Below are 26,547 nucleotides of genomic sequence, written 5' to 3' on the forward strand. Positions count from 1 at the left end.
AACGGCACATTGCTGCTGTTCAGGCGCTACTGCGTCCACTCGTACGCGTGATCGGAGACGAATTCGGAAAAGGCGCGTGGCGGTCGGCCGGTCAGTTCGAGCACCGCGGTGCTCACCTGCTCTTCGCGGCCCTCCTTGATGCCGCGCTCAACGGCGGCAAGCGCTGCAGCGAAATCGGTCGGCATTCCGGAGGCATGGTAGGCGGCAGCCTGTTCCTCCTCCGTAATTTGCTTCACCCGGACCTGTTTGCCGGTCTGCGCGGTGATGATCTGCGCGGCCTGTGGGTAGCTCATCCCGTGCGGCCCGGTGATCAAATAGTCGCTTCGAGCGTCCATCCCCAGGTCGGCCAGCAGCGCGGCGGCACTGGCCGCGATGTCCCGCGCATCGACCCACCCCAGCTTGCCGTCACCGGCAGCGGTGCGGATCTCACCGTGCCGATGGATGTGCTCGGCCAGGGGGTGCGGGCGCAGGAAATTCTGCATGAAGCCGGACGCGCGGAGTACGACACCTCCGGGCTGGGCCCGAACCCGAGCGGCCATCTCCACAGCGCTGGGCGCGTTCGGCAGCACGAGGGCGGAGCCGAGCATCACGAGGCGCCGGACACCGGCCCGCCGCGCTTGGCGCAGGAAGGGCTCGACCAGCGGCAGCGGGTCCACACTCTCGACCGGCGGAAGCAGGAAGACCCGGTCCGTCCCGTCGAGCGCGGGTCCGTAGGTGGTCGGGTCGTTCCAGTCGAAGCGGATCGCCTCGGGATCGGCTGCGGCCGGCTTCCGGCTGGCGACCCGAGTCCGCACACCAGCGGTGCGGAGCACCTGCACCAGCGCCTTGCCGGTCTTGCCGGTCCCTCCGGTCACGAGCACTGCGGACATCAGGCGCCCTTCCTTTCGAGCGAGTTGATCAGCCCGGCGAGACCCCCGGCAGCGGCAGCCGCAGACAGCGGGCTCCAGTAATCCCGGTACAGAGCGATCAGCCCGTCGCGGACCGTGAGAACCACGACGTAGTCCAGACGGTAGGGCTGGGAAGTGGCCACGGTGCGGCCGGTGGCCGTCCACTCCACCACGACTGTGTCCGTCTGATCCGTGGGACGCACGGTAAGCGCGGCCACCTCCTTCATGTCCATCAGCTCCGGATAGTGAGCGAGATAGGCACGTATCTCTTCACGTCCGCGGAGAACACGAGGGGAACTCCCGGCTGCGAAAGGGAATTCCGCGATTCCGTCAGGCGCCCACAGATCTGCCACGGCATTCATGTCTTTGGCCAGCATCAGGTCGATCATGCGGCGAAAAATTTCCTCAGGCGTGCTGGACATCATGTCTCCTCGTAGTCGACAGACCGACCGGACCACCATGCACAGCAGACGTGTGGGTGCGGAACGGACAGCTGAGCCCCGGACCAGCAGTGCGAGGCTCAACTGTCCTTCCTGTGACAGCATGGAGGAGTGAGCAGCCAGGAACTCGCAGCCTTTCTCCGCCGCCGCCGCGAGGACCTGCGACCACAAGACGTGCCGGCCGAAGCGACGCTTCCACCGGGCCGCCGCGCCCGTCGCACACCCGGACTGCGCCGCGAAGAGGTGGCCGCCCTGGCGCAGGTGTCGGTGAGCTACTACGAACGATTGGAACGGGCACGGGCACCCAGGCCCTCACCGCAGGTGCTGTCTGCACTGGCGACGGCTCTCCAGCTCACTGAAGCAGAGCGTGACCATCTGGCCCGCCTGGCCGGACAAGTCCTGCCGGCAGACAACGACGCCGCGCCAGAGCACGTACCCCAGGACGCCCGACAACTGCTCCTCCGACTTGACGGCATCCCTGCCTACATCGTCAACGACCGGCAGGACATCGTTGCCTGGAACGCAGCAGCCGCTGCTCTGATTACGGACTTTTCTCTTCTCACACCTGAAGAGCGCAACACCACACGCATGTCAACGAGGTTCCGCGACACCCTCTGCACCGGCGCGCCCGGTTCGGAGTCCGATTTCTCTCAGCAGGCAGCCGCTCAACTGCGCGCAGCCAGCGTGCGGCGCCCCGCAGATGCAACGCTCGCAGAGCTGATCAACGAGTTCGCAACCCACGATCCCGGTTTCGCGAGCAGCTGGCGCAATCACGCGGTGCGCCCCATGGCCAACGTGCGAAAAAACATGCATCACCCCACACTGGGCGAACTGGAAATCGACCGGCACACACTCAGCCTGCCCGGCTCCGGCTTCTTCCTGGTGATGTACACAGCAGAAGTCGGCAGCCCCAGCGCCGCTGCACTGAAGAGCCTTTGACGCCACCACCTACGTGGAGACTGACCACGGCCGAGAGATCTCGTCGGTCGCTGTGGCCATTGATACTCAACGTCGCGACCGCGCCCAACGGGCCGAGGTCACCCTCGCCGCGCGACGTCGGCCGACCGCAGTCGTGGCAGCAGAGGAGCCAAGGGCCACCGCTTCGACGAACCGGACCTCACCTTCTACCCGGCGGGCAGCGTTGCCGGACAGACAAACAGCGTCCGCGTGACCCTGCACGGCGCGGGCGCCCACGCCTCGACGCCCCACCTCGCCGTCGATCCCGTGGTGATGGCGGCTGCCGTGATCATGCGGCTGCAGACGCTCTCCGCGCGGTTCGCGCCGCTGGCTCCCTCGCCCCTCCTCACCGTCGGTGCCGTACACGCCGGCACCGTCCCGAACGTCATCCCGCACACGGCGGAACTGCTGTGCAGCCTCAGGACCTTCGACGAGCAGACCCGCGCGGAGGCACTTGCCGGCCTGGGGCGCATCGTCCGGGCGGAGGCGCAGGCACGCTGGGTCACGTCCTGCCCGCCCCCCTCTCGGCCAGCGAGGACTTCGGCCGCTTCGGGACGGCCGCAGGGTGCCCTTCGGTCCTCTACCACTTCGGCGGCGCCGACCCCGCCGGCTTCGACGCCGAGGCCGTCGCCGCCCTGGAACGCGGAGCGCTCCCGCCGGGCACGGTCATGAACCACTCCCCGCGCTACGCGCCCTCCGCACCCCACGCCGTGGCCGCAGGGGTCCGCCATCTCCTCACCGCCGCCGGAGCATGGCTGAACGCGCCCGCGACCGGCAACTCTCCGGAAAGGACCGCCCCATGACGTACTGGAAGCCCCTCGTCCCCGCCGTCGCTCTCGCCCTGTCCACGGCCACGACCGCCACCGCGGCGCAGACCGGCGGCCCGGGACACGACGCGCCGTCGGCACCCGCCGTCCCCGACTGCGCCTGGCACCCGCTGGGCCACCGCTCGTCCAACGTGGCGTACCCGGACAGCAACTCCCAGTACTGGCTGCTGCACTACACGGTACGGGAGGGTGTCACCATCGAGCTCGACGGTCGCTATCCCGACGCCCGCTACGCCTCGTTCGCCTCCTACGACGCCTCCCGCGACAGCTTCACCGGTCCCGACGGCTCCCCCTCCGTCCTGACCGACCACCGCATCGCTCCCGACCGGGGCAGCCACAACCCGTACCGGGAGCACAGCCGTCCCGGGGGCAAGTTCACGGTGTCGGTCACCGACCGTGCCACCGGCCGGCGCAACACCCTGCCGCTCTCTCCCGCAGGAACACCGGAGGACGCCGAGGGAACGGTGGTGATCTACCGCGTCTACCTGCCGCACGGCGAGATCCGGCTGCCGAAGGTCACCTTCCTCCACGACGGCCACCGCGTACGCGTCGCGACCTGCGACGACGCCCTGACCGCCGCCCCCTCGACGTCCGCGCGGGATGCCGCCGGAACCGGCCCCGGGGCCTTCTCCAGCGCCGGCGAACCGGCCCGCCCGGCCTTCGCCCGGCTGGGCGGCTCCGGGCTGTACCCCAATCCCGACAACGCGTACGTGGCAACGGGCTTCGACGCCCCGCCTCCGGGACAGGTCCTGGTCGTACGCGGCAAGGCGCCCGCGGGGACCACCGGCGACCGGGCCCGGCCCTGGCCCGACCCGAACGCCCGGGTGCGGTACTGGTCGATGTGCGACAACCTGTGGTGGGGCCCCGGCGAGGTCGTCGCCAACCCCATGCCCGACGGCACGGTGAACACGGGCTGCCGCACGGACTCCGACACCCGTCTCACCGCCGACGGCACGTACACGTACGTCGTCGGCACGGAGCAACAGCGAACGACTGTCGAGAGCGTTCCGGGCGTCACCTTCCTGCCGCTGTCCGCCGCGACACCGACCGACAAGCACCTGCTGATCCTCCGGAACATGCTCGCCGACCCGGACTTCGCGGAGGCGATCCAGCAAGTCCCCGTCGGCAGCGGCCCGGCCCGCACCGCGCAGGTGATGGGTGACCACTACCCGAGGGCGGCCTACTGCGACCTCACCACACTGACCACCTCCGGCCCGCAGGCCTGTCCGGTCGTCTGACGGGAGGCGCCAATCCTTCCGGGTGGCCATGGCTCGCTCGCCGAGGCAACGGATTCCGGCCTGGGTGCTGTGGTGCCGACGGTGCCGCAGCTTGAGACGCCGACCGCGGACGGGCGCCCGGGTGGTGCCGTCGGCGCCTCGATACGCCATGTCCGTCCAGCACTTCACCTCCGCGTCGCGGGGGTGTAGTCGCCGGCAGCGCCCTTGTCGAGCCGCGCTCGTCGGACATGGCGGCGCCGACCCGGCAGAGCTACCACGGACCTGCGCACCGATCGGTGAGCGGACGGTGCGGGCCCGGGCTACCGGTTCGCGGCTTCGGGAGAGGCGATCCGGTTCGTGCGACCGACCGCGCGGCCCACCGTGTTGCGCACCGCGAGGCCCGGCCGGGTGCGGGGCACCATGAGCCTGGAGAGCAGGCCGACGCGTCGCTGCCGCGGGCCTACCTCACGGCGGAGCCGCGACTCGTAGGTGGCGAAGGCGCGGGCGTGATCACCGGGATGGGCGGCGAGCTCTTCTGCGAGGGCGTACGCGCCCGCCATCGCCATGCTGGACCCGTCGCCCAGCAGGGCTGTCGCCGCCGCCGCGTCCCCGAGCAGTACGACCCGTCCGCGGGACCACGAGGGCACCCGGACGGTGGTCAGGGGGTCGAAGAACGGAGCCGGGTGGTCGAGGAACGCCGCCACGAGTTCCGGTGCCCGCCACCGCACGTCGGCGTAGGCGTCGGCCACGGTCTGCTTGTGAAGGGCGATGTTCTTGCGGTCGTGGGGCGCCAGCTGCGCGGCCCGGAAGGTGAAGATCGCGAGCGGGGTGGTCCGCGAGGGGTGGAGGACCAGCATCCGGTTAGGCACGGTCAGCATCGTCATCTCGGTCGGGTCCTCGATGGCGTCGGGTTCCAGCGGGACGGTCGCGCCGTACAGGCCCAGGTCGCTCGCGAACTGCCGCTCGGGGCCGAATACCAGGCGCCGTACGGTGGAGTGCATCCCGTCGGCACCGACTACCAAGTCGAAGCGCCGTGGCGCGGACCGTCGGAAGGTGACGTCGACGCCACCTCCGTCCTGGTCGAGAGCGGTGACCGTGTCGTCGAACAAGAACTCGGCCTCGGGCTGCGCCGACCGGTGGAGCACCTCGGACAGGTCGGCTCGGGTCACCTCGACGGTTGGCGCCTTGTCCGAGGTGAGCGGGAGCTGCAGGATTCGCCTGCCGCCGGGGTCGAGCAGGGTCAGCGACCGATTGCGGGTGGCGAGCTCGCGGAGCTGCGGGAGGATGCCCATGCGCTCGGCGACCGGGATCGCGGGCCCCTTCACGACGATCGCGCTGCCACCGGAGCGCAGCTGCCGGGCGTGTTCGACGACCGTCGGCCGGTAGCCATTCCGGGACAGCCAGTACGCGAGTGCGGGCCCTGCGATTCCGGCACCGACTATCAGCACCTCGGGCTTCTTCACGACGATGACCTCCAGGAGTGTCGATGACCAGGTCCGCGGCGAGTGCCGGGCCGGGCCTGAGGGAGCGGCGGCACGGGAAGGTGCAGCCGGACCAAGGTACGATCATTTTCGTACCTCAGGGAAGCATGTCCCTCAGGTACGATGCAAGTCATACGTGAAGGAGGTGTCGCGTGGCCGGGAGGAGCCTGGTCGGCCCGGAGGCCGATGCGCTCGATCTGGGTGCGGTGTTTCGCGCCCTCGGCGACGAGCACCGTCGTTCGGTGATGACGGAGTTGGCCGCCGACCGCAGCGACAGCGAGCGGGGCTGCAACTCGTTCAATCTTCCGATCTCGAAGCAGACCCAGACCCACCACTTCCGGGTCCTGCGCGAGGCAGGTCTCATTGACGAAATCGACTACGGCAACCGCAAGGGCATCCGGCTACGACGCGCGGACATCGAGAAAAGATTCCCCGGGCTGCTCACGCTCCTGGGCGCAGAGTCCCAGGGCGGTACTGCTCCTCGCTGAGCACAGCGGAGCGCACCCGTTGGAAGTCCGAGTTGAGCCGCGAGCTGGGCCGAATCCAGCCCGCGCCCGGCTCGCAGGTAGCCGGGCACGACGCGGGCACAAATGGGATCGGTGTCCTCAATCTGCGTGCGGAGCAGGGCCACTGGGGGTGGGGGGGCGGGGTCGCCCAAGGGACACGATGGCGCCGGCTGGCCGCCGGATTCGGTGTGGGCGCCACGACCGCCTACCGGTACATCGCAGAGGCCGTAAAGGCGGGCACAACCCACCACACCATGCCATCCGCACTGCTCGTACTGCCCGCCCCGCCAGAAGAACTTGAGCCGCCAGAGACGCGAGCGGGGAGAGCGGCCACCCCCGCCTCAGCAGTGCGTGAGATTTCAGTGGCCCGAACAGGCTCCGCAGCCGGAGGATCGACTGCGGACGCGACGTGCAAGAGGGCTGGCGGGCCTGCCAGTAACACGCTGAGCAGGGCAAGTACGGTCATTTTGCTCACGCGAGTTCGGTTACTGAGGGCGCGCGTCAGTGGGACTCGAGGGAAGGGGACGACGGACAGAAGCAGGCGGTTACTGACTTGCCGTGAGGGCAAGGACGCACTTCCCAGTCATCGGCCAAGGCGTCGACGAGGAGCATTCCGCGCCCACCGAGGCGGTCGCGGCTGGGCTCACGAGGTGTGGGCGGAGCGGTGTTGTCGTCGTGCACGGTGATGTGCAGGCACCGGCCGTCCCAGGTCATCACGAGGCGGGCGTTGGAGCGACCGTGGATGTGGGCGTTGGTGACCAGTTCGGAAACAGTCAGCAGGACGTCGTCCACCGTCCCCGCAAGGCTGTGGGTCCAACCGAGGGCCGCCAAATGCTCCCGTACCCAGTCTCGTGCCGCCTTCGGTCCGGTCCTCATAGGCAGCGAGCGCGCCCACCCCACCGCCCGCACTGATGACTCGTCCACTGTGAATCCTTTCTGCCTCCGTCGGCGTCACTGTTACCCGCTGCGTACGCCATGACGCGCTCGCCATCCTCGAAGGGCTTACTTCACCGACGGTCCCCAAGAGGGCGAACAGCACGAAGCTGTTCCCGACTGCCCTACCGCGTAGTAGCCGGTGCCCGCGCGGCGAATTCATCTGGTGCGCGACGCACATGCCTGGTGGTGTTCTCAGGCGTCGTGACACTTCCAGGAGACGGAGACGGTGATCGCTCCCTCATTGGGGGCATAGGCCTCTCTCACCTCCGCAGGCATCGGCGATGAGCCCATGGTGACTTTCCAATCACCGGGCTTGAGGTAAGCCAAGCTCATCTTCCCGTAGGTCGCGTCGTCAGAGTGCTCAACACGGCCGTCGAGCGGCCATCCACGGTTCTGCATACGCGCGAGGATCGCCTCGAACTCCGCCTTGCCGAGGACCTTCCGGGTCGGTGCAGTGCCGTGCACGATGCAGAAGCCGCGCCGTTGGTCCTGCATCCGCAACTTGCCGGGGGCCACAGCAAATTGCACGTCACGCTCGGCTTGCCGCAGATTCTTCTCGGGTGCCTTGCTCTGCCCTGCGGCCGGGGAGGCAGAGACCGCCCCGCTCTCGGCAGGCTGCACCGAGGCGTCGTCACCGTCCTGACTCCCGCTGCAACCGGTGACGACCAGAATGGTGACCACTGCGCTGGTCAGGCCGAGTCTTCGCACTGTTTCTCCTCCGAACACCGGACCGATCATGGTTCGCGGTGGGCGCAGTGTGCCACGAGGATTGGTGACCCGTACATCAACAACCGTTGGGAGGGGTCCCGGTGGGGCACTGCATTGTGTGGGCAGGCCGTACAGGACACGCGCGGGACGGCCGCAGGCATGACGGACCAGCCCTGGGTGAAGGGTCCCGCGACCGACCGGGGAGACCCCGTCAGTGTGCCCTGCGATCGAGTGGAGCAGCCCACGACCGAGGAGACCACTGATGCCCCTCTCCGCCAGCCTCGCGTGTGGTGTCGCGCCCACCACACCCGGCGTCCTGCACGCCCGCACGATCACGGGCGAGCTCACCGCCCCGCCCGGGGCTGACGGTGCGTTTCGGACAGGGCGAGAAGCCGGACGTGGACCTGGGAGTCGGCATCGACGACCTGCGGGTGAGCCGTCGGCATGGAGAGCTGACGTACCGCTCGGGGCAGTGGTGGCTCCGCAACACCGGACAGCAGCTGGTCCGTCTGCCCCGCGGCCGGATGATGCACCTCGACGCTCGTACCGCCGGATCTGGAGTTGGTGGAGGACGACGCGGCCTGGCCGGACACTGCTCCCTGAGGGCCGCTGTCATCGTGTGCGAAGTTCGGGAGGCCGCCCAGGCCGCGAGGTCACCGGTCATAGCGCAGAGCTTGTCCATGGGGTGCTGTCCGGCGACCCGGAGCACTGTGTCAGTCGTCTGACGGGAAGGGTCCCGCTCCACCTCCGAAACCGTCGCACGGCTGACGCGTGACGGAGCGCAGACTTGACCGGCACCGCCTTCTGCGCCGGTTCAGGAGAGCACGTCCAGAGCACAATGACCGTGTCCCGCCAGCGAGGCTTGACCGAACAGGCCGCCGACGCGCCTGCCGCATGCTGCGGCTGCCCTCGATCCGCAACGAGTTGACCGAGATCGCCGACCGGGTGATGAAGGACCAGATGACCTACCGCGGCTATCTAGTGCTGTGACCGGATTGGTTCACCGGGTTGGCGGTTGTGACTGAGCGTTCTAGTTGGCCACTGAGCGTTGTAGTTGGCCAGCTGGGTGTTCGGCTTCTGTCAGTGTCCGTCGTGCGAGGTGCGGGCGACGCCAGCGCAGGCCAGCACTGTCGTGGCAGCGGCGTTGAAGAAGAGCACGAACGCCCAAGGCCCATCTGCCGTCCTGATCGAGCCGATGCGAAGAACCTCGTCTTCTGCGGCGTCGAGAATGCCGAGCGTCTCATCGAGGCCGAGCGTTGGTTGCCCGTGCCTCTGCGCGACCCGGTGGCGAACCCGGTAGGTGTGGAAGAGCTGGCCGACGGGGACCAGGCCCTCCCAGACGTCGAAGGCTCCTCCGGAGAGCAGGGCCTCCCGCGCGGGGCCGCATGCAGGCGTCTGCTCGGAGAGCATCTCGCAGAGGTCATCGCGTGTCATGTGCCAACCCTGCCGGGTCTCGCTCAACTGGCCAACTAGTGCTGTGACCGGGAAGGTTCGCCGGCTTGGCGGCTCCAGCGGTTGGATGTCTGGTGACGTTTCATCCGATCGCCGGAGGTGTGGTGGCTGAGCTTGTCTGTGTGCGCAGGTTGACCGACCAGGAAGGTCAGAAGCTGCAGCAGATCGTGCGCCGGGGAAGTACCAGTTCGGTGCGGTACCGGCGTGCGATGATGCTGCTGGCCTCGGCCGGCGGGAACCGGGTCCCGGTGATCGCCAAGCTGGTGCAGGCCGACGAGGATACCGTCCGGGATGTGATCCATCGGTTCAACGAGATCGGCCTGGCCTGCCTGGACCCTCGATGGGCGGGAGGCCGTCCCCGCCTACTCAGTCCTGACGACGAGGACTTCGTCGTGGTGACGGCTACTACCCGCCCAACCAAACTCGGCCAGCCCTTCACCCGCTGGTCCCTTCGCAAACTCGCCGCCCACCTGCGCCGAGTCCCCGGCCGCATGATCCGGATCAGCCGCGAGGCGTTACGGGGCCTGCTCGCCCGCCGCGGCATCACCTTCCAGCGCACCAAGACCTGGAAAGAGTCCCCCGACCCGGACCGCGACACCAAGCTCGACCGCATCGAAGAGGTCCTGGACCTCTTCCCCGACCGCGTGTTCGCCTTCGACGAGTTCGGCCCGCTCGGCATCCGCCCCACCGCCGGCTCGTCCTGGGCACCCGCCGGCCACCCCGAGCGACACCCCGCGACCTACCACCGCACCCACGGAGTGCGCTACTTCCACGGCTGCTACTCGATCGGCGACGACACCCTGTGGGGCGTCAACCGCCGAGAGAAGGGCGCCGCGAACACCCTGGCCGCACTGAAGTCGATCCGCGCGGCCCGCCCGGACGGCGCCCCGATCTACGTCATCCTGGACAACCTCTCCGCCCACAAAGGCGAGACGATCCGGCGCTGCGCGAAGAAGAACCATGTCGAGCTGTGCTTCACCCCGACCTACGCGTCCTGGGCCAACCCGATCGAGGCCCACTTCGGACCTCTGCGGCAGTTCACCGTCGCCAACTCCCACCACCCCAACCACACCGTCCAGACACGCGCCCTCCGTGCCTACCTGCGCTGGCGCAACAAGAACGCCCGCCACCCCGCCGTCCTCGCCGCCCAACGACGCGAACGCGCTCGCATCCGCAGCGAGAAAGGCATCCGCTGGGGTGGGCGTCCCGCCGCCGTGTGACTCGTCAATCTGGCAAGGCCGGGCCGGTCAGCCGCACAGGCCAATCTCTTTCGGACCGTAGAGGGCAGCGGCCTCTCCCTTGATCAAAGCCCAGTAGCGGTCCCCGAACGACCAGTGCCACCACTCCGTGGGGTAATTCACCAGCCCCACAGCCGTGAGCGCGGTGCCCAGCAGCTTCCGGTTGACGCGGGCCTCCTCGCTGATGTTGGCGGCATGGGTGTAGCAGGCACCCTCGCTCTCCTCCGGGTCCGCGTTCATGCGCGTGCCCAGGTCCAGTTCGTGCCCGTCGGCGTCGGCCAGGGTGAGGTCGACAGCTGCGCCAGCGCTATGCGGAGCGATGTCGGGTGGTGACACATACCGGCTCGCCGCCGAGTGGATCTGCTCGGCGGACCAATCGAGGTGGGCAGTTCGCAGACGATCGACGTACTCCTCGAAGTACTCCCGCTGAAGAGAAGGGGGCCGGTACCCCTCAACGAAGAGCAGGCGCAAGCCCTGCGGAAGCATTGCCTGGGCTTTGACCAGCCGTTCTAGCACGCCTTCCCGCAGGTACACGAAGGCGTTTGTCGGGTCCTGCTCGCGTGTATCGACCAGCAGCGAGTCGCCGCGGCGGACGTCCACAAGACGTTCACCGCACTCAGCAACAGGTATGGCAGCGATTTTCGGGTCCGACATCAACACGATCTCAGTCATGGGGCGATCATCCCGCAGGACTCACCCCGGCGAACCTTCCTCCCGGTCACAGCACTAGCCGGGCGGCTGCTGCCCCGCGTTCCCTGTTCCTCACGGGCGTCGACCGGGCCGTACGGATGTCCCTGCGCTCTTTTGTGCGGCTCGGGCCCGGCCTGCGAAAGCTCAGGGCCTGTGCGCGAACACCCACCGGTTGCCCGCCAAGGCGTCGTTCTCCTCGGGGAGGGGGCCGCGTCCGTGGCGGTGGGTGAATTCGAAGGGGGTGTGGATCGACGTGGACCAGCCCTTGCTCGCCAGCGCGCCGGCGGAGTCGGGGCGCGGTTCCTTCGCGAACAGGTCGAGTAGGTCGATGCCGATCTGCTGGGCCGTCGCGATGTACAGGGGGCTGTCGCGGTAGGTCATCAGGTCAGGTTCGAGCTTGACCTCGTAGGCCAGGGCACTGCCGTGTGTGCTCAACCGGTCCACCTGTGCGATGAGGGCTGATTCGGCGACGGCGGGGAGGTAGAACAGCAGCCCTTCGGCGAGCCAGACGCTCGGTGCGGCCGGGTCGAAGCCGGAGGCGGCGAGTGCGGTGACCCAGTCGGTGCGGAGATCCACCGGGACCGGGACGCGCGCCGCCTTCGAGGTGGCCGACAGACCGTCGAGCACCTCCTGCTTGAAGGCCAGGACCTCCGCCCTGTCGATCTCAAAGAAGACGCTGCCGGCGGGCCAGTCGAGCCGGAAGGCACGCGTGTCCAGCCCCGCGCCGAGTAGGACGACTTGACGGGTGTCAGTCGTGTGCGCCGACTGGAGGAGGAAGTCGTCGAGGACCCTCGTCCGCAGACCGAAGTAGCGGGCGAAGCGCCCCCACAGCGGGTTCGCGTCCCCGTCCGGTACCTGGTGCAAGCGGATCGGCCAGCCGTGGGAGGCCGGTGCGGCGAGCACGAAGTGTTCCGCGAAGACATCCTGGGCGAGACTGTCGTCGCGATACGTTTCGATGGCCCGTGCGGCGGCGACCAGGAGTGCGGTCGTCCCCACCCCGCTCGTGACGCCACTGTCGTGCTCTGCTGTTCCGACCACGCTTCCTCCGTTGACGGATGTGTTCATCGGCTCCGCTCCCGCGGGAGCACGACGGGTTTGATGACACGGCCCGCTGCGCAGTCGCGTTCGGCTTCGTTGATGTCGGAGAGCGGGTACGTACGTATCAGCTCACTGAACGGGAACCGGCCCGCCTGCCACAGGCCGATCAGCCGTGGGATCAGCAGGCGCGGCACGGCGTCCCCCTCGCAGATGTGGGAGAGGCGCCTGCCGCGGTCCAGCGCTCCCGGCTCGATCGGCAAGGTGGTGTGCAGCCTTGCGACCAGGCCGAGGTGGCCGGTCGGGCGCAGGGACCGCAGCGCGTCGTTGATCAGCGAGGGGGCTGCCGTGGTGTCCAGGGCGTAGTGCGCGCCGCCGTCGGTCAGTCGGCGGATACGGTCGGACAGGTCGGAAGTCGTGACGGGCAGGGGTATGGCGCCGAAGCGCTCCGCGAGGACGAGCCGTTCGGGGTACCGGTCGACCGCCACGGTCGCCGCTCCGGCCGCCGTGGCGGCCATGATCGCGGCCAGGCCCACCGCGCCCGCGCCGAACACGGCCACGGTCTCGCCCGGCCCCGCGCCGAAGGAGTTGAGGACCGCCCCGGCGCCGGTGAGGAATCCGCAACCCAGCGGTCCGAGCAGTTCGACGGGAAGGGAGGGGTCGACGCGTACGGCGTTGCGGGCCGGGACCAGTACGTACTCGGCGAACGAGGACTGGCCGAACCAGCGCGGGGCCAGGCTTTCCCCCGCCGCGTCGGTGAACCTGGCGGCGTTCTCCTTGCGTCCGCCGAACAGGTTGAGTTCGGCGAACGAGTCGCAGTAGGCGGGGGCGGCGCCCTGGCAGTTCGGGCAGCGGCCGCAGGAGTCGAAGCTCAGGACGACGTGGTCGCCGGTGGTCAGGCCGGTGTGCGGTCCGCCGGTCCGTACCACGGTTCCGGCACCCTCGTGGCCGAGCACCGCCGGCAGCGGTGAGCGGCTGTCCGGTCGCCGGACGGCGAGATCGGTCCGGCACATCCCGCAGCCTGCGATCCGCACCAGTACTTCGTCGGGGTCGGGTCCTGCGTGCAGCAGCACTTCCTCGACCGAGAACCTGCCTTCGCAGGAACGCAGGACCGCCGCCTCGAACCTCATCGACATGTCAGCGGTCAGCCCGCGGCGACGGCGGCTGCCGCGTGTTCCCGGGCGTGCCGGTCCATCTCCGCGCGGAATGCGGCGACCAACCGCGGCTGAATCCTCCCGGTGTTGCGGTCGCCGCCCTCGCAGACCGCTCCCCGCACACCCACGATGTCCGTACCGATGCGGGTCAGCGCACCGAGGTCGCCGGTCTTCACGCTGCCCGCGAGCGCGGCGAGGAGTCCGGCTTCGTGGGCCCGTCGCACGAACTCCGCGCAGACCTCCACCGGTACATGGTCGAACAGCCCTGTCCCGTCCTTGATCGCGGTGTCGAGCATGGCCGCGTCGGCTCCCGAGCGCAGGGCGATGTCGGGGATCGCGAGTGGGTTGACGCAGCCGATGCGGTGGGCGTCGGCATAGCCGGAGGCGACGACGAAGGCGTCCGGCCGGTAGTCCTTCACAGCCCTGACGACCCCTTGCATGACCTCGACACCTTGCGCGGGCATCGTGCACCCGTACAGCCCGACCTTGATGTACGTGGCTCCCGAGACGACCGCGCCGAGGGCCGCCTGCGCCACGGTGCCTGGCTTGTACGGCACGTCTCCGACGGTGGCCGACACCGGTTTGTCGGCGGGGACGGCTCCCCGGATGTCCTTGATGACCCACGGGAAATTGGCGCCGAGCGAGCCCTCCTCGGGTCTCTTCACATCGACGATGTCGAGATGCTGCGCCGCCTCCGCACACTCGAGGGCTTCCTCGACGCTGTCCGGGGAGATCAGAAGTAACAACGTGCACTCCTTCCCGCACACCGCTCAGTGCCCGGGAAGCAGGCAGGAGTGTGCGAACACGCTTGCGTCTTTTGCGGTCTGCTCATCATCAGCGGCCGCCCGCGACCACCGGTAGGGCGCGCGAGAACCGAGGGAGGTGCTACCCCTGGAACCAATGCGCCGTGCGCGCCGGTTCAACCGGCTCCGCGTCACGTTCATGCCGACGTGGTGCCATCTTCACTCTTTATGTTGACCAGCCAGTCTTCCCGGGACACCGGGCCCGCAGGCCCGCATAGTTGCTGCTCGGCCGACACACGGCCGTCTCCCGGACTCAGGAGGGGCACACATGCGCACCGAAGCAATCACACGCGTAAAACTGGTTTTCACCCTGTTCGACGCCGACGGCAACGGGGTCCTGGAAGCCGACGACTTCAAGCTCATGAGCGACCGGGTGGCCGCGGCGGTGCCCGACGCCGACGAGGCCGGCACCGAGGCGATGCGCGCCGGCTTCCAGCGCTACTGGGAAACGCTGGCCGAGGAACTCGACACCAACCGCGACGGCCGGATCACCTACGACGAGTTCCAAGCGTGCGTCCTGTCACCGGAACGCTTCAGCGAGGCTGTGGACGCTTTCGCGGCGGGCTTCGCGCGCTTCGGTGACGTGGACGGCAGTGGCACCGTCACCCGCCCGGTGTTCATCGGGATGATGAGAGGAGTCGGCTTCGACCTGCCCAACATCGAGGCCCTCTTCGAGGCCTTCGGACCCGACGCCGCCGACCGGATCCGGGTGGACGTCTGGGAGGCCGAGATCAAGAACTACTACGCGCCGGACAAGGGAGGCGTCCCCGCGGACCTGCTGGCGGGCGCCCCGACAACCTGACCCGGCCCGGGCCCCACTCCGTGCGAACCGGGCTCCGGCTCCGCCGTCCGGGCGGAGGAACCGCGCTTCAGCATGCCGCACACCGAGCTGGTCGGCGGCGGCCGACGCGGATGCAGGCGGTGCCGAACTCGATGTCGCCGAGCCCCGAGGACGTGTGACACAGCAGCCAGCACGTCGCATCGAGATGCCGTCCTGCCGTCCTGCCGTCCTCGGTTCGACTCGCGCAGTCGATGGGGGAGCTGATGAACCACGATGCGTACAACGTGTCCTGCGCTGCTTCAACGCCCGTTCGAGCTGTGCCGGTCGTGTGCTGACCGGAGCGCGTCGGCGGTCGCGGTCGCGATGCTGACAGTCGAGCCATGGGCGAGGTCGCCGGAATACGCGTAGTCGCCGCGTGGCAGGCGGCACAGCCGCGCGATGCCGGCGCCTGCCTTGGCGTGGCCGTCCTGGACCGCAGAGAGTAGGCGTAGCCACGGTTCGTCGTGCTCGCCGGCACCCGCATCTTCGGCGAGACCAGGACGGCACTCACCCGCAGGCCGGGATATCCGTCAGGACGGATGATGAACCGTCCCGCCCTGACCCTCATTCAACCGGATGGATTATCCGGTTATGGTACCGTCCCACTTAAAGCGGATGACCTATCCGGTTGAACGGATGGAGGGCCTCATGACTAAGACAGCCGTGGTCACGGCCGGCACAGGCGGCATCGGCCTGGAGACGGCAGTGGGACTGGCCGCTGCGGGATTTGCCGTCACCGTGATCGGTCGTGACGCCGACCGGGGCGCCAAGGCCGTCCAGCGGATCAACGCGGAGCGACCCGCGCACTCCGGCCGGTTCCGCTCTGCCGACCTGGCCTCGCTCGACCAGGTCCGCGCGTTGGCGGACACGCTCGCCGCCGAGCACGCGGCGTCGGGGGAACCGTTGACGGTGCTGGTCAACAACGTGGGGGCGATGTTCGCCCGACGACAGCACATCGACGGCATCGAAGCGTCGTTCGTGGTCAATCACCTGTCGCCGTACCTGCTGACCGAGCTGCTGCTGCCCACGCTCACGGCCGGGGAGCCCAGCCGGGTCGTGAATGTGACGTCGGCCGCGGTCCGCGCCGCCAGGCGGGTCTTCGACGGCGTCGAGCCCCCGGGAGGCTACTACGGCTTCCACTGGTACGGGCGTGCCAAGCTGGCCAACCTCGCCTACACGCTCGACCTGGCGCAGCGAGTGCAGGGAACGGGCGTGTCGGTCTTCGCCGCCGATCCTGGTGGCGCCGCGACCGACATGACCAACGGCACCCTGACCGACCCGAAGATCGTCTCCCCGCCGTTGCGGTTGGTGTGGCCGCTGGTGCGCCGCCAGTTCGAACGCTCCACCTCCGGCTCCGCGTCCGCGGCGGCCCGGCCCTCCATCACCGCCGCCACCGACCCCACGCTGACCGGCCGGACCGGCCTAGTCATCGGCCCCTCAGCCGAACCCGTCTCCCCGTTCCGTGCCGCGACCGACCCCCGCATCGCCGACGCCGTGCGTCGGCTCAGCCAGGCCCACGCCCCCGTGGCCACCCCAGCGAACGCGGATCACCTCGGTTGAGCCCGGGCTCGATGCCACCGTATGACCGGCGCGCCCCACCGCCACCGCAAGGACTCGACACCTTCGCGTCTGCGGGTAATCGCTGAGCGGCGCGGTCGTCCTGCGGCACCCGCGGCGGGGCACCGCGCGTGTGCTGAGCGCGGCCTCCGCTCGCACCTCATTTTCTCCCAGTACCTGACCAAGCTGACCGTCAGCGCCCCGGCACTGACCTCCCTCACGTCCACGAAACCGAGCGCCCTCGCGCTCCCACCCCGGCACCTCCGCCCAGGATGCCCCGGGCTGCGGATGGACGGCCGCGACGATCTCGTGGCTGCCACCGCGCCGACCCTTCGTCATGACCACCGCTGGCTCCCTCGTACCGGCGATGCTCCAGTGCGAACCGGCCGCCGCCCTCCGGAGTGCAGGCCGCCGGGCAGGCCACGGGGCACTCGCCGTTCATCCAGCAGCCGAACCAGTGGCTGGAGACCATCACCGCTCTCCTCTCCAAGCAGAACGACGCTCACTGACCTGGGTGGTGGGCGGCCAAGGCAGTCCGCCCACGACCCGAAGCCATCGCCCGCTCGGAAACGCCCGGATACGATCACCTGACGGGCCCGCGAACCAAGACGAGCAACCTGGACACTCCCTATGACGACCGCACCGCTGCGCAAGGACGCCGCCCGCAACTGGGAACGGATCGTTACGATCGCCCGTGCCCTGGTCGACCAGGGCACCCCCCTGCAGCTCAACGATGTCGCACACCGGGCAGGCCTCGGGGTCGCCACCGTCTACCGGCACTTCCCCTCCCCGGAGGCACTACTGGAGACCGTCGCCGCTCCCTGCCTCGAAGACCTCGCCGACCATGGCAAGCAGGCCCTGGCCGACGCCGACCCCTGGCGGGCGCTGGAGGGCTTCCTGTCCCGCGTCCTCGAAGCACAGCTCACCGATGCCGCTCTGCCCCCGGTCGCCGCCGCCCTCGTGGACGCCCTGCCGCGGACCACGGAACTCAAAGAGGCACTCGCGTCGGCCGGCACCGAACTCCTCGACCGGGCCCGTGACGCCGGAGCCGTCCGCCGAGACCTCACCGCCCGCGACCTGGTCCCGCTCATGTGCGGCATCGCCCATGCCGTGAACGTCCACGGCGGCACCCCCGCCGACAAGACCGGAACCGCCCACCGCTACCTCGACACCCTGCTCGAGGGCTTGCGTCCCGCGCCGTTGAACGAGTGACTTCAAAGACCACGCCATCTCGCGAACACGGAACCGGGCTGTCGGCGGCATCTGGAAGCGCGTACCAAAAGGGGCGTCAAGGAACCCGGCTTCCGGTTTGCGGGGGTCAGGTCAGGCTCCATTGTCGGGCGTTGCTGCCGTTGCGGGTCTACTGATCGGACTTCGGCGCCCGGCTCGACGTTATACGGGTGGTCCTCGGGTACTCGCCTCATCGTGCCGAGGGCTCTGGCCGGACGTCAGCTCCTCGGCAGCAACGATCGCGACAGAGAGGGAAGTTCTCAGATGAGCACGGTCAAGGAAGCGGTGGACGTCGAGGTTCCCGTGCACACCGCCTACAACCAGTGGACCCAGTTCGAGGAGTTCCCGCATTTCATGGAGGGGGTCGAGGAGGTCAGGCAGCTCGACGAGCGGCACAACCACTGGATCACCCAGGTCAGCGGTGTGAAGCGCGAGTTCGACACCGAGATCGTCGACCAGCTCCCCGACGAGCGCATCACGTGGCGTACCACCACGGGTGACACCAGCCAGAAGGGCACGGTCCGCTTCCAGCGTTTGGACGACACGCACACCCGGGTCGAACTCGTCATGGACGTCGAGCCCACCGGCGTCGCGGAGAAGACCGGCGACATGTTGGGAGTCATCGACCGACGGGTGAAGGGCGACATGCAGCGCTTCAAGGAGTACATCGAGAAGCGCGGCGCCGAGTCCGGCGCCTGGCGCGGGCGCATCAGGCCGGGTGAGTGACCCCGCCACCACCGTCCCGCGCCTCACCGGCCGAACGGCCACACAACGCGAGTGGTCCGCCCCTCAGCAAGGGGGCGGACCCGCCCGCGTCTCCGGCCAGCCGCCACCAGGACGAAGGCTGCGCCCGGCCCGGCCTTCATTCCTCCGCAACGCCCCTTGCGGCGGTGGGATCGGGGAGTCAAAGGCGAGGCGGCAGGACGGTGACGGTGCCGGGGCGTGGTCTGTCGGCCCCGGTGCCGAGGGGGGCGGCGGATGGCCGGCGTTCGTCCAGCGCGGGTGCCAGAGATCGTCGTCACCGCGCCAGATCCTGCCGAGGATCATGGTCACCATGGAGGCCTCGGCGATGTGCATCACGGCCTCGTCGAGCTGTTTGACCACGGCACTGAGGTCGGCCGTTGGCTGGGACCAGGCGAAGGCACGCAGGTGTGTCCATGGGCGTCCCGGTGCAGCAGGTCGTGGAAGTCCTCTGCGACCAGTTCCACGAGGCTTCTGCCCAGCATCCTGAGGGCCGCGTCATTGACTGCCGACGATGGCGCCGTCGTCGTCCAACACGATGGCGGACGTTCTCACGTCGTCCAACGTGATGCGGTGCAGGGCACCAGGCGGGCCGGTCCTGGGGCCCGCGAGAGTCGTCTGGCGTCAGGCCGTCGCGCCACCGAGGACCGCCCATCACGGCGGGTATTCAGGGCATGCGGTGGAGGTGCAACACGCGCCGGCGAAAGCGAGTTGCCATGCACATACCTTCCGCGGGTGGGACGGCGGACGCAGGGTGAGGTCGGCGGTATCGCCCTCGACGTGAAGCGGGGCAGCGGCAGCCGCATACCGGTGGACGGCGCCCCCGCGAGCCCCTGCCGACGCCGAACAACCGTGTTAGGTGCACGAGACAGCCGCGCCTACGAAACTGCTTCGGGCCTGGGAAGGCGGCGGAAGAGGCGCGGGAGAAGCCGCAGGCAGGGGACCCCACCCGTCATGGGAGCACGCCGCGTGCGGACTGCGACACCGCACCTATCGCGCACTGCTCGCGTGGGAATAGCGGGACAGCGTGGTGCCGGACGCTCGTCCGCGGTCGGTTTCGTCCTGTACGAGCAGGGAGAGGAGGGAGGCCACGGTCAGGCCTGCTTCGGCGGGGTGACGCAGAACCTTGTCCGACTGGATGCGGTAGGTGTTGGTGCGTCCGTCGCGGGTGTGGGAGAGGTATCCCTCTTGTTCGAGATCGGAGATGATCCGCTGGACCGCGCGGTCGGTGAGGCGGCAGTGGGCGGCGATGTCGCGGATCCGGATGTTCGGGTTGTCGGCGATGGCCGCCAGCACGCGGGCGTGGTTGGTGACGAACGTCCATCCGAAGTGAGCTTCAGGTACCTCTGCCATGCACTGATGCTACTAATCTTCCCGGCTGCTCAGACGGCCCGGATACGACCCCGTCCACCGCGGCGCTGTCGCGGACGTCGGGGGAGTAGTGCTTCGTCATGCGCGAGGTCCTCGCTGACCTCGGGCCCATAGACGGGGGCCGTGAAGAGGTTCTGCCATTGCGGCTTGGGAGGAGCCGTCCTGCCAACGGCCTGCTCTCCATGGCGAATCTGCGGGTGTGACATCACTTGTTCCTTATTTCGCTACTTCTTTTCGCTTCTGCTGCGGACTGTGAACCCCGTCAACGGGCCGTACGGCGGGCGGACCGGTGGCGAAGCCACAAGGGCAGGGCGTACCACGACAGCGCGAACCACACCATCACGCCGCCGACCAACAGTTGCGCCATGAGCCCTGGCACCACGACGTGCAGGATCAGGAGCAGGGTGCATCCGATGGTCAGGGCCATCAGCAGCATGCCGCCCATCATCAGCCGGTGCGCCACCTCGACCATCTCGTCCTTCATCCGCTGCCCCGAGAGGAAGCGGTGGATGGAGACCGGGGCGATGAGACACGCGGTGGCCGTGGCGCCCGAGATGACGGTGGTGACGTAGACGGCGTGGTCGAAGGTGTCCAGGTCGTGAAAGAGCGGGGTGAAAGCGACACTGAGCAGGAAGCCGAAAAGGATCTGGACTCCTGTCTGAGCGACGCGCGTCTCCTGCATGATCTCGTTCCAGCGACGGTTGACCCGCTCGCGTGGCGTCTCCGGTGCTTCGTCCGTGGCGACGTCGCCGTGCCCTGCGCACGTACAGCACCCGCCGGCCCTTGCCTCCGGCCGCCCGATCGACTCCGTCGTCATGTTTGTAGTTCCCCTTCGTTTGTGGTCCGTTCATCTGCCCGTTGAAGCTGGTCGCATGCCGCAGACAGCGATGGTGCGATGGGTTTCGTCCTGTACGAGCAGGGAGAGGAAGGGGCCGCGGTCATGCCTGCTGTGTGGGAGATGTCCCGCTGGACGGCGCGTTCGATGAGGCGGAGGTGGCTGGCGATGTCGATGGCCACCAGCGCGAGCGGGGCTGGTGGCGAAGGCCCATCCGGGATGAGCTTCGGGCGCTTCGAGCTTGCATGGTGTTCTACTGGGCCGTCTTTGCACGAACCAAACTACATGACATACTTTTCGTGTAATGGATGACTGGGTTGTGTGCGCGGGAGGGGCCGAAGGTGTCTTTGCATGAGGCGGTCACTGAGTGCACGGACGCTGGCATGCTCCAGCCACAGGGGCTCGACCAGACCTCGGTGGCGCAGTACGAGTGTTGCGGTGTCCGGGTCGTCGGTGCGCGTGGCGCGTACGATCTGTACTCGATCACGCCTCTGTCGGAGGCATTGGCCGCGGCGGCGAGAGAGCAATCGAAGGTGGTTCTGGATGCTTCCGGCATCACCTTCGCCGACTCGACCCTCCTGAACCTGCTGATCCTCACCCGACGATCCGTCGACCTCCGAGTGGCCGCCCCGACACAGCAGTTGCGCCGCCTTCTCGACATCACCGGGGTCGACACGCTTCTCAAGGTGCGGGCGACAGTAGAGGAAGCCGCTGCCTGCTAGGTCCCGCGTTCCTGGCCGGGAGGTCGGAATGAACCTGTCGACCCGGGGCATTCGGGATTCTGTTTGACGCGATCCTGCCCGAGTTGCGGGGACCGTGGAGATGGAGACAGTCACCGCCTCGCGGTGCGGCGGTCGGCCGCCGCGCAGGCGGGATTCATCAGGGGAGAGGTAACGTGATGATCCTTCCGGCGGAGAAGGAACTGCGTGCGGTGCTGGCTCGGTTCGCCCACGCGCGCATGGAGTACGACGTGCGTCCCACCGGCCACACCAGCAGGGCACTCGACGACGCCACCTACACGCTGTGTGTGATCACCGGAGCTCGCACCGCCGAGGATGCCCTGGTCACGGCGGACGCTCTGCTCGAGCGGTACTCCGACCGTACGAGCGTTACCCAGGACGACGAGACGTTGGCCGCCTAGGCAGTGCACGAGTAGGGCCGTCCCCGGCATTTACGGGACGAACGGTCCGGCCCCCCGGCACGCCGTTCAGCGGCTCGCAGAACCGCTCTCGATGGACAGATCGATCGAGCCCCGGGCTGTGTCGTCGGCGATGTCGAGCCCCGGCCCGGGATCTCGTCGGTGGCCCATTCGAGGCTGCGGGGAAACAGGGCCCGCTCGCTCCCCGCTGCTGGCAGACAACGACCACCCAACGCGTGTCGAGTGCCAACTGGTCGCTCTGGGAGGGACCTTGCTGGACCCATCCACGCCGGTGCCGCATGGGCCTTCAAGTATGGCGATGAGGTGATGGTCGCTCAGGAAGCAGCATGCGCTCCCAACCCGCAGCGCCCCTCGTCCACTTGCTAGCCGTGCTCGGTGCCCCGACGGGCGATCAGCGGCTTCACACCGATTCCCCAGGCACGCCGCCCTCACCCTCGCGGTGAACCCGGCGGCTTCCCCGGGGGCGCCGTCGTCGGCACCCGGCAGGACCTCGCCAAGGTCCTCCAGTTGCACGCCGAGGGCCACCTCCCGGACCCCGCCGTCACCACCGTCGTCCGAGGAGAGCACGACAACCGGTCCACCGACGGCCGACACGGCCAGATCGTCGTCGGCGTGGCCGACGCACCCACGTCGGCGGTGCGCTTCGCCTACGAGGAGGCCCGGCGGCGCGGCGCCGCCCTGGACGTCGGACGTGCGTGACTATGCGCTGCCCACGCCCCATGGCCGACCACTCACTGGCAATCGGCGGCTGGAACGCGGTGGGAGTGCAGTGGGCTCTGGGGGACGCAGGTGCGGCACTCGAAGTCGGGCGGGGACTGCGAGCGGAACTCCTTCCCAAGACGCTCCAGCATCGGTCAGATCGGCCCGAACGCCTTCGAACAAAGACCAGTTACGCTGACTACCGCCGCACGAACCGGTGTTCACGATCTCGGGTCAAGCCCCGGCCAGTAGGAGGCGGGACTATCGCCGCGTCTCTGCGGATACCAATGCGCAACATGAGGAGAGGGTAATCATGAACCTGGCATTCAAGACCTCGGTAGTAGGAGCAGTTCTCGCCTCAACCGCAGTACTGGCGGCTCCGGGAACCGCGTCGGCTGATGAACCCGTGACCCGCTGTGAACAAGGCCAGATCTGCCTCTACGATGGCCACAACCTCACTGGTAACAACCTACAGCTCCAGTATCGGGTGGACGTCCCCAACATCGGCTGGGCGTGGAACGACCGAGCCAGCTCGGTGTGGAACCGCGGCGAGGGATTCGTCTGCATCTACACTGACGCCGACTACCGCGGCCACCACTACACCATCCAGCCGGGTGAGAAGCAGGAGCTTCTGTCTCTCTACGACAACGCAGTGAGCTCCCTTGAGTACGGTGGCTGCGGGGGCTGAGTCGACTGGCTGACCAACCCGTCAACCGCCCGGCCGGGGGTAGACAAGCCGCCCGCCGCCCGCTGTGCACCGGTCCCACTCCCGTCGGCAGACCTGGCGAACCGGAGCCGCGTCCGGCCGCCGGACGCCGCGTACTCGGGGCCTGGCATGAAGCAGCTCCTCATCTTGGGCCCGGACATGTGGGCCGCGAGGACGTCGACGACGGCGTCCGCCGACAACTAGAACTGCATCAGACAACGTTCGCCCTGTGACGCCACCTGGAAAATCGTCGAAGAAGTCTGCCGGGCGTGGCCGGGGATGGACCTTTTCCGGCCACGTAGGGGCAGTGGGGGGACGCGGGGTCGACGCCTGGTATGGGTTGCCTCCCCGCCTCCTCCGAGGCCCGCAGCAGCCCACTCCAGGCGCCGCGGAGCACCGCCTGACCTGGCCTGTTGTTCCGCCCGCTCCTAGGATCGCACTCGGTCGAAAGGGGGCCGGGTGGACCGGACCGTACGCACCGTCGAGGATGTTCTCGAGCTCTTGGACGGGCTGTTCGCATCTGAATGCGAGGCTGGCCGCTTGGCAACCGGTGACGGCAAGGACTTCTGGGATCGCTTCTATGCCGACCGGTCAAGGCAGGTCCCTTTCTTCGTATCGAAGCCCGACGAGAACCTGGCCGCTTACCTCGACCAGGGCCTGATCGCTCCCGGTCGGGCCCTGGACCTGGGCTGCGGGGCGGGCCGCAATGCTCTGTTCCTCGCCTCGCGCGGCTTCGAGGTGGACGCGGTCGACCTCTCCCCGATGGCCGTCGCGTGGGGCGAGGACCGGGCTCGCGAGGTTGGCGTCGATGTCCGCTTCCTCTGTGGTGAGGCTTTCGCCCTCTCCGCAACCGAGTTGAAGGGCCCGTACGACCTGGTCGTCGACTCAGGATGCTTCCACCACTTGCCGCCGCACCGCCGGGTCAGCTACTTGCGACTCCTCGACCGCGTCCTGGCCCCCGGCGGCCATCTCGTCCTCACCAGCTTCGCTGCCGGCGAGGGAGGAATGGGTTCGGAACTCGCCGACGCGGACCTCTACCGTGAGCGCGAGTTGCAAGGCGGCCTCGCTTACACGCCCGAATCGCTGCGCTGGATCTTCTCTGACCTGGTGGAGGTCGAACTGCGCCGCATGCGGGAGGAGCCGCCCGAGTCAGCACTGTTCGGTGTGACGTTCCTGTGGACCGCGTTGTTCCGTCGGGATGCAGCCTCTGCTGCCCCATCAGGCGAAAATCACTCTGTTCACAACCTCGCGTAGGCGCTCGTCCTGAGCATGTGTGTTCCGCCAGATGATGTAGCGGCGGATCATGTTGCCCTGCTCCATGCGGCTGGGGTGTTCGGTGCCGTCCAGGGTGAAGTAGCGCAGGGCGGTGAACTGCGCCTCGATCCGGTTGAGCCATGGGGAGTTGGTCGGTGTGGAGGCGATCTCGACGTTGTTGGCTTCGGCCCAGTCCGCGACCCGGCGTCACCCACGCACAGGGCACTGGCGTGGTCCCGCTGCGCCGGGGCGGACCCACGAGCTCACGTCGGTGTGTCGCCACCTTCTAGGTCATCGAAAGTTTCGTGAACCGCACACATGATTGCGTGCCGCTTCTCCCGCTTCTTGTCTAATCGCGCGCGGAGGTTCGGATGAGAAGTGTTGTGACCAGGGAGTTCGGGTTCGCCAGGGTCACGGCCTGCGAGGGAAGAGTTTCCGAAATTCAGTCGAAACTATTGACAGGGTCATGGCGTCCTACGAACACTGTGGCCACTGAACGACGGGGCGGCCGTCGGTCCGCTCCGGTCATGTGGGCGGGCACGGCGATCGGTTGTCACGGTATGACGACCGGGCGGTCCCGCCGTGGTTCGTGCAAGGCAGCGGGCGGCAGAAGTCGCTCGCCCCCCCACCCGCCTTCATCAGGAGAACGCATGCAGCAGGACGGCATCCAGCGGGACCGGACCAAGCAGAATCCCGCCCCCCTCAACGGAGTGAGCCGACGAGGCTTCCTCGGCGGCGCAGGCACCCTCGCGCTTGCTACCGCCTCCGGGCTGTTGCTGCCCGGCACCGCCCACGCCGCCACCACCATCACCACCAACCAGACCGGCACCGACGGCATGTACTACTCGTTCTGGACCGACGGCGGCGGCTCCGTCTCCATGACGCTCAACGGCGGCGGCAGCTACAGCACCCAGTGGACCAACTGCGGCAACTTCGTCGCCGGCAAGGGCTGGAGCACCGGCGGACGCAGGACGGTCCGCTACAACGGCTACTTCAACCCGTCGGGCAACGGCTACGGCTGCCTCTACGGCTGGACCTCGAACCCGCTGGTGGAGTACTACATCGTCGACAACTGGGGCAGCTACCGGCCCACCGGTACGTACAAGGGCACCGTCTCCAGTGACGGCGGCACCTACGACATCTACCAGACGACCCGGTACAACGCCCCCTCCGTGGAAGGCACCAAGACCTTCCAGCAGTACTGGAGCGTTCGGCAGTCGAAGGTGACCAGCGGCTCCGGCACCATCACCACCGGCAACCACTTCGACGCCTGGGCGCGCGCGGGCATGAACATGGGCCAGTTCAAGTACTACATGATCATGGCCACCGAGGGCTATCAGAGCAGTGGAAGCTCGAACATCACGGTCAGCGGTTGACCTCTGTCCGGTGGACGACGGGTTGTGGGCCCCGTCTACGCGGCGGGGCCCACAACCGTGGTCGTTTGCTGGGAATCGGCAGGCTGTTCCGCCATCTCGGGCCCAGCGCTGGTTGCTGCCGTTGGAGCAGGTGTAGGACTGTACCTTGATGCCGATGCCGATGCCGATGCCGATGCCGATGCCGATGCCGATGCCGATGCCGAAGCCGAAGCCGAAGCCGAAGCCGACGGCGTCCAGTGGTTCTGGTGTCCGGCACGTCCAGTTCTCGACGACCCCGCTGCGGCTCGGTGGCGTCGATCTGCATCTCGTTCTCGACCGGCCGTTGAACGCCAGATCCCCCACGCCGCCCCCGGGAAGGCGAGCGGCTGGCCGAGCACGGCACTCCTTGCCCCAACTGCTCTCGAAGTAAAATGAGTTCATCGCCTACGGCCGCGGTGCACCCGGTCAGGCCCGTCACCCGTACACCGC

The 26,547-nt window shown here is 68.2% G+C and carries 28 protein-coding genes and 2 pseudogenes; 17 read left to right on the plus strand and 13 right to left on the minus strand.

Annotated elements, in window-relative coordinates; translation table 11 throughout:
* Positions 1–26: 26 nt before the first annotated feature.
* Both ACGH52_RS37520 and ACGH52_RS37525 read right to left on the minus strand, forming a co-directional pair.
* Positions 27–869 (minus strand): NAD(P)H-binding protein, encoded by an 843-nt coding sequence (locus ACGH52_RS37520; RefSeq protein WP_399946083.1) that lies wholly within the window; start codon positions 867–869, stop codon positions 27–29.
* Complete coding sequence (locus ACGH52_RS37525) at positions 869–1,312, minus strand: nuclear transport factor 2 family protein (protein ID WP_193777918.1); 444 nt, start codon at positions 1,310–1,312, stop codon at positions 869–871. Before ACGH52_RS37525 ends, ACGH52_RS37520 begins: the two co-directional genes overlap by 1 nt.
* 126 nt (positions 1,313–1,438) lie before the next feature.
* Here ACGH52_RS37525 and ACGH52_RS37530 point away from each other — a divergent pair, with 126 nt between their 5' ends.
* The 3 genes from ACGH52_RS37530 (at position 1,439) to ACGH52_RS37540 (ending at position 4,349) form a co-directional block, all read left to right on the plus strand.
* Positions 1,439–2,266, plus strand: a complete 828-nt coding sequence (locus ACGH52_RS37530; protein ID WP_399946086.1) for a helix-turn-helix transcriptional regulator — start codon at positions 1,439–1,441, stop codon at positions 2,264–2,266.
* A gap of 228 nt (positions 2,267–2,494) precedes the next feature.
* On the plus strand, positions 2,495–2,956 hold the full coding sequence (locus ACGH52_RS37535) for a peptidase dimerization domain-containing protein (protein WP_399946088.1): 462 nt from the start codon (positions 2,495–2,497) through the stop codon (positions 2,954–2,956).
* A 127-nt stretch (positions 2,957–3,083) separates the two neighbouring features.
* The gene (locus ACGH52_RS37540; protein ID WP_399946091.1) at positions 3,084–4,349 is read left to right on the plus strand and encodes a hypothetical protein; all 1,266 of its coding nucleotides are present in this window, start codon (positions 3,084–3,086) and stop codon (positions 4,347–4,349) included.
* Between the two features lie 299 nt (positions 4,350–4,648).
* On the opposite strand, the gene ACGH52_RS37545 is transcribed toward ACGH52_RS37540, so the two are convergent.
* A complete protein-coding gene (locus ACGH52_RS37545) occupies positions 4,649–5,791 on the minus strand; it encodes an FAD-dependent monooxygenase (protein WP_399946093.1) in 1,143 nt (380 codons plus the stop codon).
* A gap of 170 nt (positions 5,792–5,961) precedes the next feature.
* Here ACGH52_RS37545 and ACGH52_RS37550 point away from each other — a divergent pair, with 170 nt between their 5' ends.
* Complete coding sequence (locus ACGH52_RS37550; RefSeq protein WP_399946095.1) at positions 5,962–6,297, plus strand: ArsR/SmtB family transcription factor; 336 nt, start codon at positions 5,962–5,964, stop codon at positions 6,295–6,297.
* A gap of 519 nt (positions 6,298–6,816) precedes the next feature.
* Here the strand turns inward: ACGH52_RS37550 and ACGH52_RS37555 are convergent.
* On the minus strand, positions 6,817–7,191 hold the full coding sequence (locus tag ACGH52_RS37555) for an ATP-binding protein (protein WP_399946097.1): 375 nt from the start codon (positions 7,189–7,191) through the stop codon (positions 6,817–6,819).
* Positions 7,192–7,443: 252 nt separating this feature from the next.
* Positions 7,444–7,959: a hypothetical protein gene (locus tag ACGH52_RS37560; protein ID WP_399946099.1), complete on the minus strand. Its 516-nt coding sequence runs from the start codon at positions 7,957–7,959 to the stop codon at positions 7,444–7,446.
* Between the two features lie 398 nt (positions 7,960–8,357).
* Here ACGH52_RS37560 and ACGH52_RS37565 point away from each other — a divergent pair, with 398 nt between their 5' ends.
* Both ACGH52_RS37565 and ACGH52_RS37570 read left to right on the plus strand, forming a co-directional pair.
* Positions 8,358–8,684, plus strand: a complete 327-nt coding sequence (locus ACGH52_RS37565; protein ID WP_399947021.1) for an FHA domain-containing protein — start codon at positions 8,358–8,360, stop codon at positions 8,682–8,684.
* 113 nt (positions 8,685–8,797) lie between these two features.
* A pseudogene (locus ACGH52_RS37570) lies at positions 8,798–8,940 on the plus strand (AAA family ATPase); the annotation flags it as partial.
* Positions 8,941–9,039: 99 nt separating this feature from the next.
* Here the strand turns inward: ACGH52_RS37570 and ACGH52_RS37575 are convergent.
* Positions 9,040–9,393, minus strand: coding sequence for a hypothetical protein (locus ACGH52_RS37575; RefSeq protein ID WP_399946102.1), 354 nt, complete (start codon positions 9,391–9,393; stop codon positions 9,040–9,042).
* Positions 9,394–9,515: 122 nt separating this feature from the next.
* On the opposite strand from ACGH52_RS37575, the gene ACGH52_RS37580 reads away from it, so the two are divergent.
* Positions 9,516–10,631 (plus strand): IS630 family transposase, encoded by a 1,116-nt coding sequence (locus tag ACGH52_RS37580; RefSeq protein WP_399946104.1) that lies wholly within the window; start codon positions 9,516–9,518, stop codon positions 10,629–10,631.
* 27 nt (positions 10,632–10,658) lie between these two features.
* On the opposite strand, the gene ACGH52_RS37585 is transcribed toward ACGH52_RS37580, so the two are convergent.
* The 4 genes from ACGH52_RS37585 to ACGH52_RS37600 all read right to left on the minus strand — a co-directional run bounded on the left by ACGH52_RS37585 (position 10,659) and on the right by ACGH52_RS37600 (position 14,274).
* Positions 10,659–11,321 carry a M15 family metallopeptidase gene (locus ACGH52_RS37585; protein ID WP_121703463.1) on the minus strand — a complete coding sequence of 221 codons (663 nt, stop codon included), beginning with the start codon at positions 11,319–11,321 and terminating at the stop codon, positions 10,659–10,661.
* Positions 11,322–11,483: 162 nt separating this feature from the next.
* A complete protein-coding gene (locus ACGH52_RS37590; protein WP_399946107.1) occupies positions 11,484–12,404 on the minus strand; it encodes a class I SAM-dependent methyltransferase in 921 nt (306 codons plus the stop codon).
* Positions 12,401–13,504, minus strand: a complete 1,104-nt coding sequence (locus ACGH52_RS37595; RefSeq protein ID WP_399947024.1) for an NAD(P)-dependent alcohol dehydrogenase — start codon at positions 13,502–13,504, stop codon at positions 12,401–12,403. Before ACGH52_RS37595 ends, ACGH52_RS37590 begins: the two co-directional genes overlap by 4 nt.
* 14 nt (positions 13,505–13,518) lie before the next feature.
* Positions 13,519–14,274, minus strand: a complete 756-nt coding sequence (locus tag ACGH52_RS37600) for a (5-formylfuran-3-yl)methyl phosphate synthase (protein WP_399946110.1) — start codon at positions 14,272–14,274, stop codon at positions 13,519–13,521.
* Between the two features lie 325 nt (positions 14,275–14,599).
* Between ACGH52_RS37600 and ACGH52_RS37605 the strand changes: the two genes are divergently transcribed.
* The 4 genes from ACGH52_RS37605 to ACGH52_RS37620 all read left to right on the plus strand — a co-directional run bounded on the left by ACGH52_RS37605 (position 14,600) and on the right by ACGH52_RS37620 (position 18,664).
* Positions 14,600–15,133, plus strand: coding sequence for an EF-hand domain-containing protein (locus ACGH52_RS37605; protein ID WP_121704638.1), 534 nt, complete (start codon positions 14,600–14,602; stop codon positions 15,131–15,133).
* 666 nt (positions 15,134–15,799) lie between these two features.
* Entirely contained in the window at positions 15,800–16,711 is a 912-nt protein-coding gene (locus tag ACGH52_RS37610; protein ID WP_399946113.1) for an SDR family NAD(P)-dependent oxidoreductase, read from the plus strand.
* Between the two features lie 627 nt (positions 16,712–17,338).
* A complete protein-coding gene (locus ACGH52_RS37615) occupies positions 17,339–17,920 on the plus strand; it encodes a TetR/AcrR family transcriptional regulator (RefSeq protein ID WP_399946115.1) in 582 nt (193 codons plus the stop codon).
* Positions 17,921–18,202: 282 nt separating this feature from the next.
* The gene (locus ACGH52_RS37620) at positions 18,203–18,664 is read left to right on the plus strand and encodes an SRPBCC family protein (RefSeq protein ID WP_076972385.1); all 462 of its coding nucleotides are present in this window, start codon (positions 18,203–18,205) and stop codon (positions 18,662–18,664) included.
* Positions 18,665–19,669: 1,005 nt separating this feature from the next.
* On the opposite strand, the gene ACGH52_RS37625 is transcribed toward ACGH52_RS37620, so the two are convergent.
* Positions 19,670–20,032, minus strand: a complete 363-nt coding sequence (locus tag ACGH52_RS37625; RefSeq protein WP_076972384.1) for a helix-turn-helix domain-containing protein — start codon at positions 20,030–20,032, stop codon at positions 19,670–19,672.
* A 280-nt stretch (positions 20,033–20,312) separates the two neighbouring features.
* Positions 20,313–20,867, minus strand: a complete 555-nt coding sequence (locus ACGH52_RS37630; protein WP_076972383.1) for a DUF6328 family protein — start codon at positions 20,865–20,867, stop codon at positions 20,313–20,315.
* 401 nt (positions 20,868–21,268) lie between these two features.
* On the opposite strand from ACGH52_RS37630, the gene ACGH52_RS37635 reads away from it, so the two are divergent.
* The 5 genes from ACGH52_RS37635 (at position 21,269) to ACGH52_RS37655 (ending at position 24,703) form a co-directional block, all read left to right on the plus strand.
* Positions 21,269–21,607, plus strand: a complete 339-nt coding sequence (locus tag ACGH52_RS37635; protein ID WP_193777915.1) for an STAS domain-containing protein — start codon at positions 21,269–21,271, stop codon at positions 21,605–21,607.
* A gap of 176 nt (positions 21,608–21,783) precedes the next feature.
* A complete protein-coding gene (locus ACGH52_RS37640; protein ID WP_076972761.1) occupies positions 21,784–22,026 on the plus strand; it encodes a DUF5133 domain-containing protein in 243 nt (80 codons plus the stop codon).
* A 393-nt stretch (positions 22,027–22,419) separates the two neighbouring features.
* A complete protein-coding gene (locus ACGH52_RS37645) occupies positions 22,420–22,743 on the plus strand; it encodes a hypothetical protein (RefSeq protein ID WP_121704635.1) in 324 nt (107 codons plus the stop codon).
* A gap of 313 nt (positions 22,744–23,056) precedes the next feature.
* The gene (locus tag ACGH52_RS37650; protein WP_399946120.1) at positions 23,057–23,431 is read left to right on the plus strand and encodes a peptidase inhibitor family I36 protein; all 375 of its coding nucleotides are present in this window, start codon (positions 23,057–23,059) and stop codon (positions 23,429–23,431) included.
* 477 nt (positions 23,432–23,908) lie between these two features.
* Positions 23,909–24,703, plus strand: a complete 795-nt coding sequence (locus tag ACGH52_RS37655) for a class I SAM-dependent methyltransferase (protein ID WP_399946123.1) — start codon at positions 23,909–23,911, stop codon at positions 24,701–24,703.
* Here the strand turns inward: ACGH52_RS37655 and ACGH52_RS37660 are convergent.
* Positions 24,668–24,910: pseudogene (locus tag ACGH52_RS37660) on the minus strand (transposase); the annotation flags it as partial. The gene ACGH52_RS37655 and the pseudogene ACGH52_RS37660 sit on opposite strands and share 36 nt — an antisense overlap.
* Positions 24,911–25,353: 443 nt before the next feature.
* On the opposite strand from ACGH52_RS37660, the gene ACGH52_RS37665 reads away from it, so the two are divergent.
* A complete protein-coding gene (locus ACGH52_RS37665; RefSeq protein WP_076972379.1) occupies positions 25,354–26,079 on the plus strand; it encodes a glycoside hydrolase family 11 protein in 726 nt (241 codons plus the stop codon).
* The last annotated feature ends 468 nt before the right edge of the window (positions 26,080–26,547 follow it).

The sequence above is a fragment of the Streptomyces sp. BBFR25 genome, from assembly GCF_044590125.1.
Taxonomy (GTDB): domain Bacteria; phylum Actinomycetota; class Actinomycetes; order Streptomycetales; family Streptomycetaceae; genus Streptomyces; species Streptomyces canus_D.

Coding starts and splice junctions, on each gene's coding strand:
- ACGH52_RS37520 (WP_399946083.1), bottom strand. CDS start 869: ATGTCCGCAGTGCTCGTGACCGGAGGGACCGGCAAGACCGGCAAGGCG.
- ACGH52_RS37525 (WP_193777918.1), bottom strand. CDS start 1,312: ATGATGTCCAGCACGCCTGAGGAAATTTTTCGCCGCATGATCGACCTG.
- ACGH52_RS37540 (WP_399946091.1), top strand. CDS start 3,084: ATGACGTACTGGAAGCCCCTCGTCCCCGCCGTCGCTCTCGCCCTGTCC.
- ACGH52_RS37555 (WP_399946097.1), bottom strand. CDS start 7,191: ATGAGGACCGGACCGAAGGCGGCACGAGACTGGGTACGGGAGCATTTG.
- ACGH52_RS37575 (WP_399946102.1), bottom strand. CDS start 9,393: ATGACACGCGATGACCTCTGCGAGATGCTCTCCGAGCAGACGCCTGCA.
- ACGH52_RS37585 (WP_121703463.1), bottom strand. CDS start 11,321: ATGACTGAGATCGTGTTGATGTCGGACCCGAAAATCGCTGCCATACCT.
- ACGH52_RS37590 (WP_399946107.1), bottom strand. CDS start 12,404: ATGAACACATCCGTCAACGGAGGAAGCGTGGTCGGAACAGCAGAGCAC.
- ACGH52_RS37595 (WP_399947024.1), bottom strand. CDS start 13,504: ATGAGGTTCGAGGCGGCGGTCCTGCGTTCCTGCGAAGGCAGGTTCTCG.
- ACGH52_RS37605 (WP_121704638.1), top strand. CDS start 14,600: ATGCGCACCGAAGCAATCACACGCGTAAAACTGGTTTTCACCCTGTTC.
- ACGH52_RS37610 (WP_399946113.1), top strand. CDS start 15,800: ATGACTAAGACAGCCGTGGTCACGGCCGGCACAGGCGGCATCGGCCTG.
- ACGH52_RS37615 (WP_399946115.1), top strand. CDS start 17,339: ATGACGACCGCACCGCTGCGCAAGGACGCCGCCCGCAACTGGGAACGG.
- ACGH52_RS37620 (WP_076972385.1), top strand. CDS start 18,203: ATGAGCACGGTCAAGGAAGCGGTGGACGTCGAGGTTCCCGTGCACACC.
- ACGH52_RS37625 (WP_076972384.1), bottom strand. CDS start 20,032: ATGGCAGAGGTACCTGAAGCTCACTTCGGATGGACGTTCGTCACCAAC.
- ACGH52_RS37630 (WP_076972383.1), bottom strand. CDS start 20,867: ATGACGACGGAGTCGATCGGGCGGCCGGAGGCAAGGGCCGGCGGGTGC.
- ACGH52_RS37635 (WP_193777915.1), top strand. CDS start 21,269: ATGCTCCAGCCACAGGGGCTCGACCAGACCTCGGTGGCGCAGTACGAG.
- ACGH52_RS37640 (WP_076972761.1), top strand. CDS start 21,784: ATGATCCTTCCGGCGGAGAAGGAACTGCGTGCGGTGCTGGCTCGGTTC.
- ACGH52_RS37650 (WP_399946120.1), top strand. CDS start 23,057: ATGAACCTGGCATTCAAGACCTCGGTAGTAGGAGCAGTTCTCGCCTCA.
- ACGH52_RS37665 (WP_076972379.1), top strand. CDS start 25,354: ATGCAGCAGGACGGCATCCAGCGGGACCGGACCAAGCAGAATCCCGCC.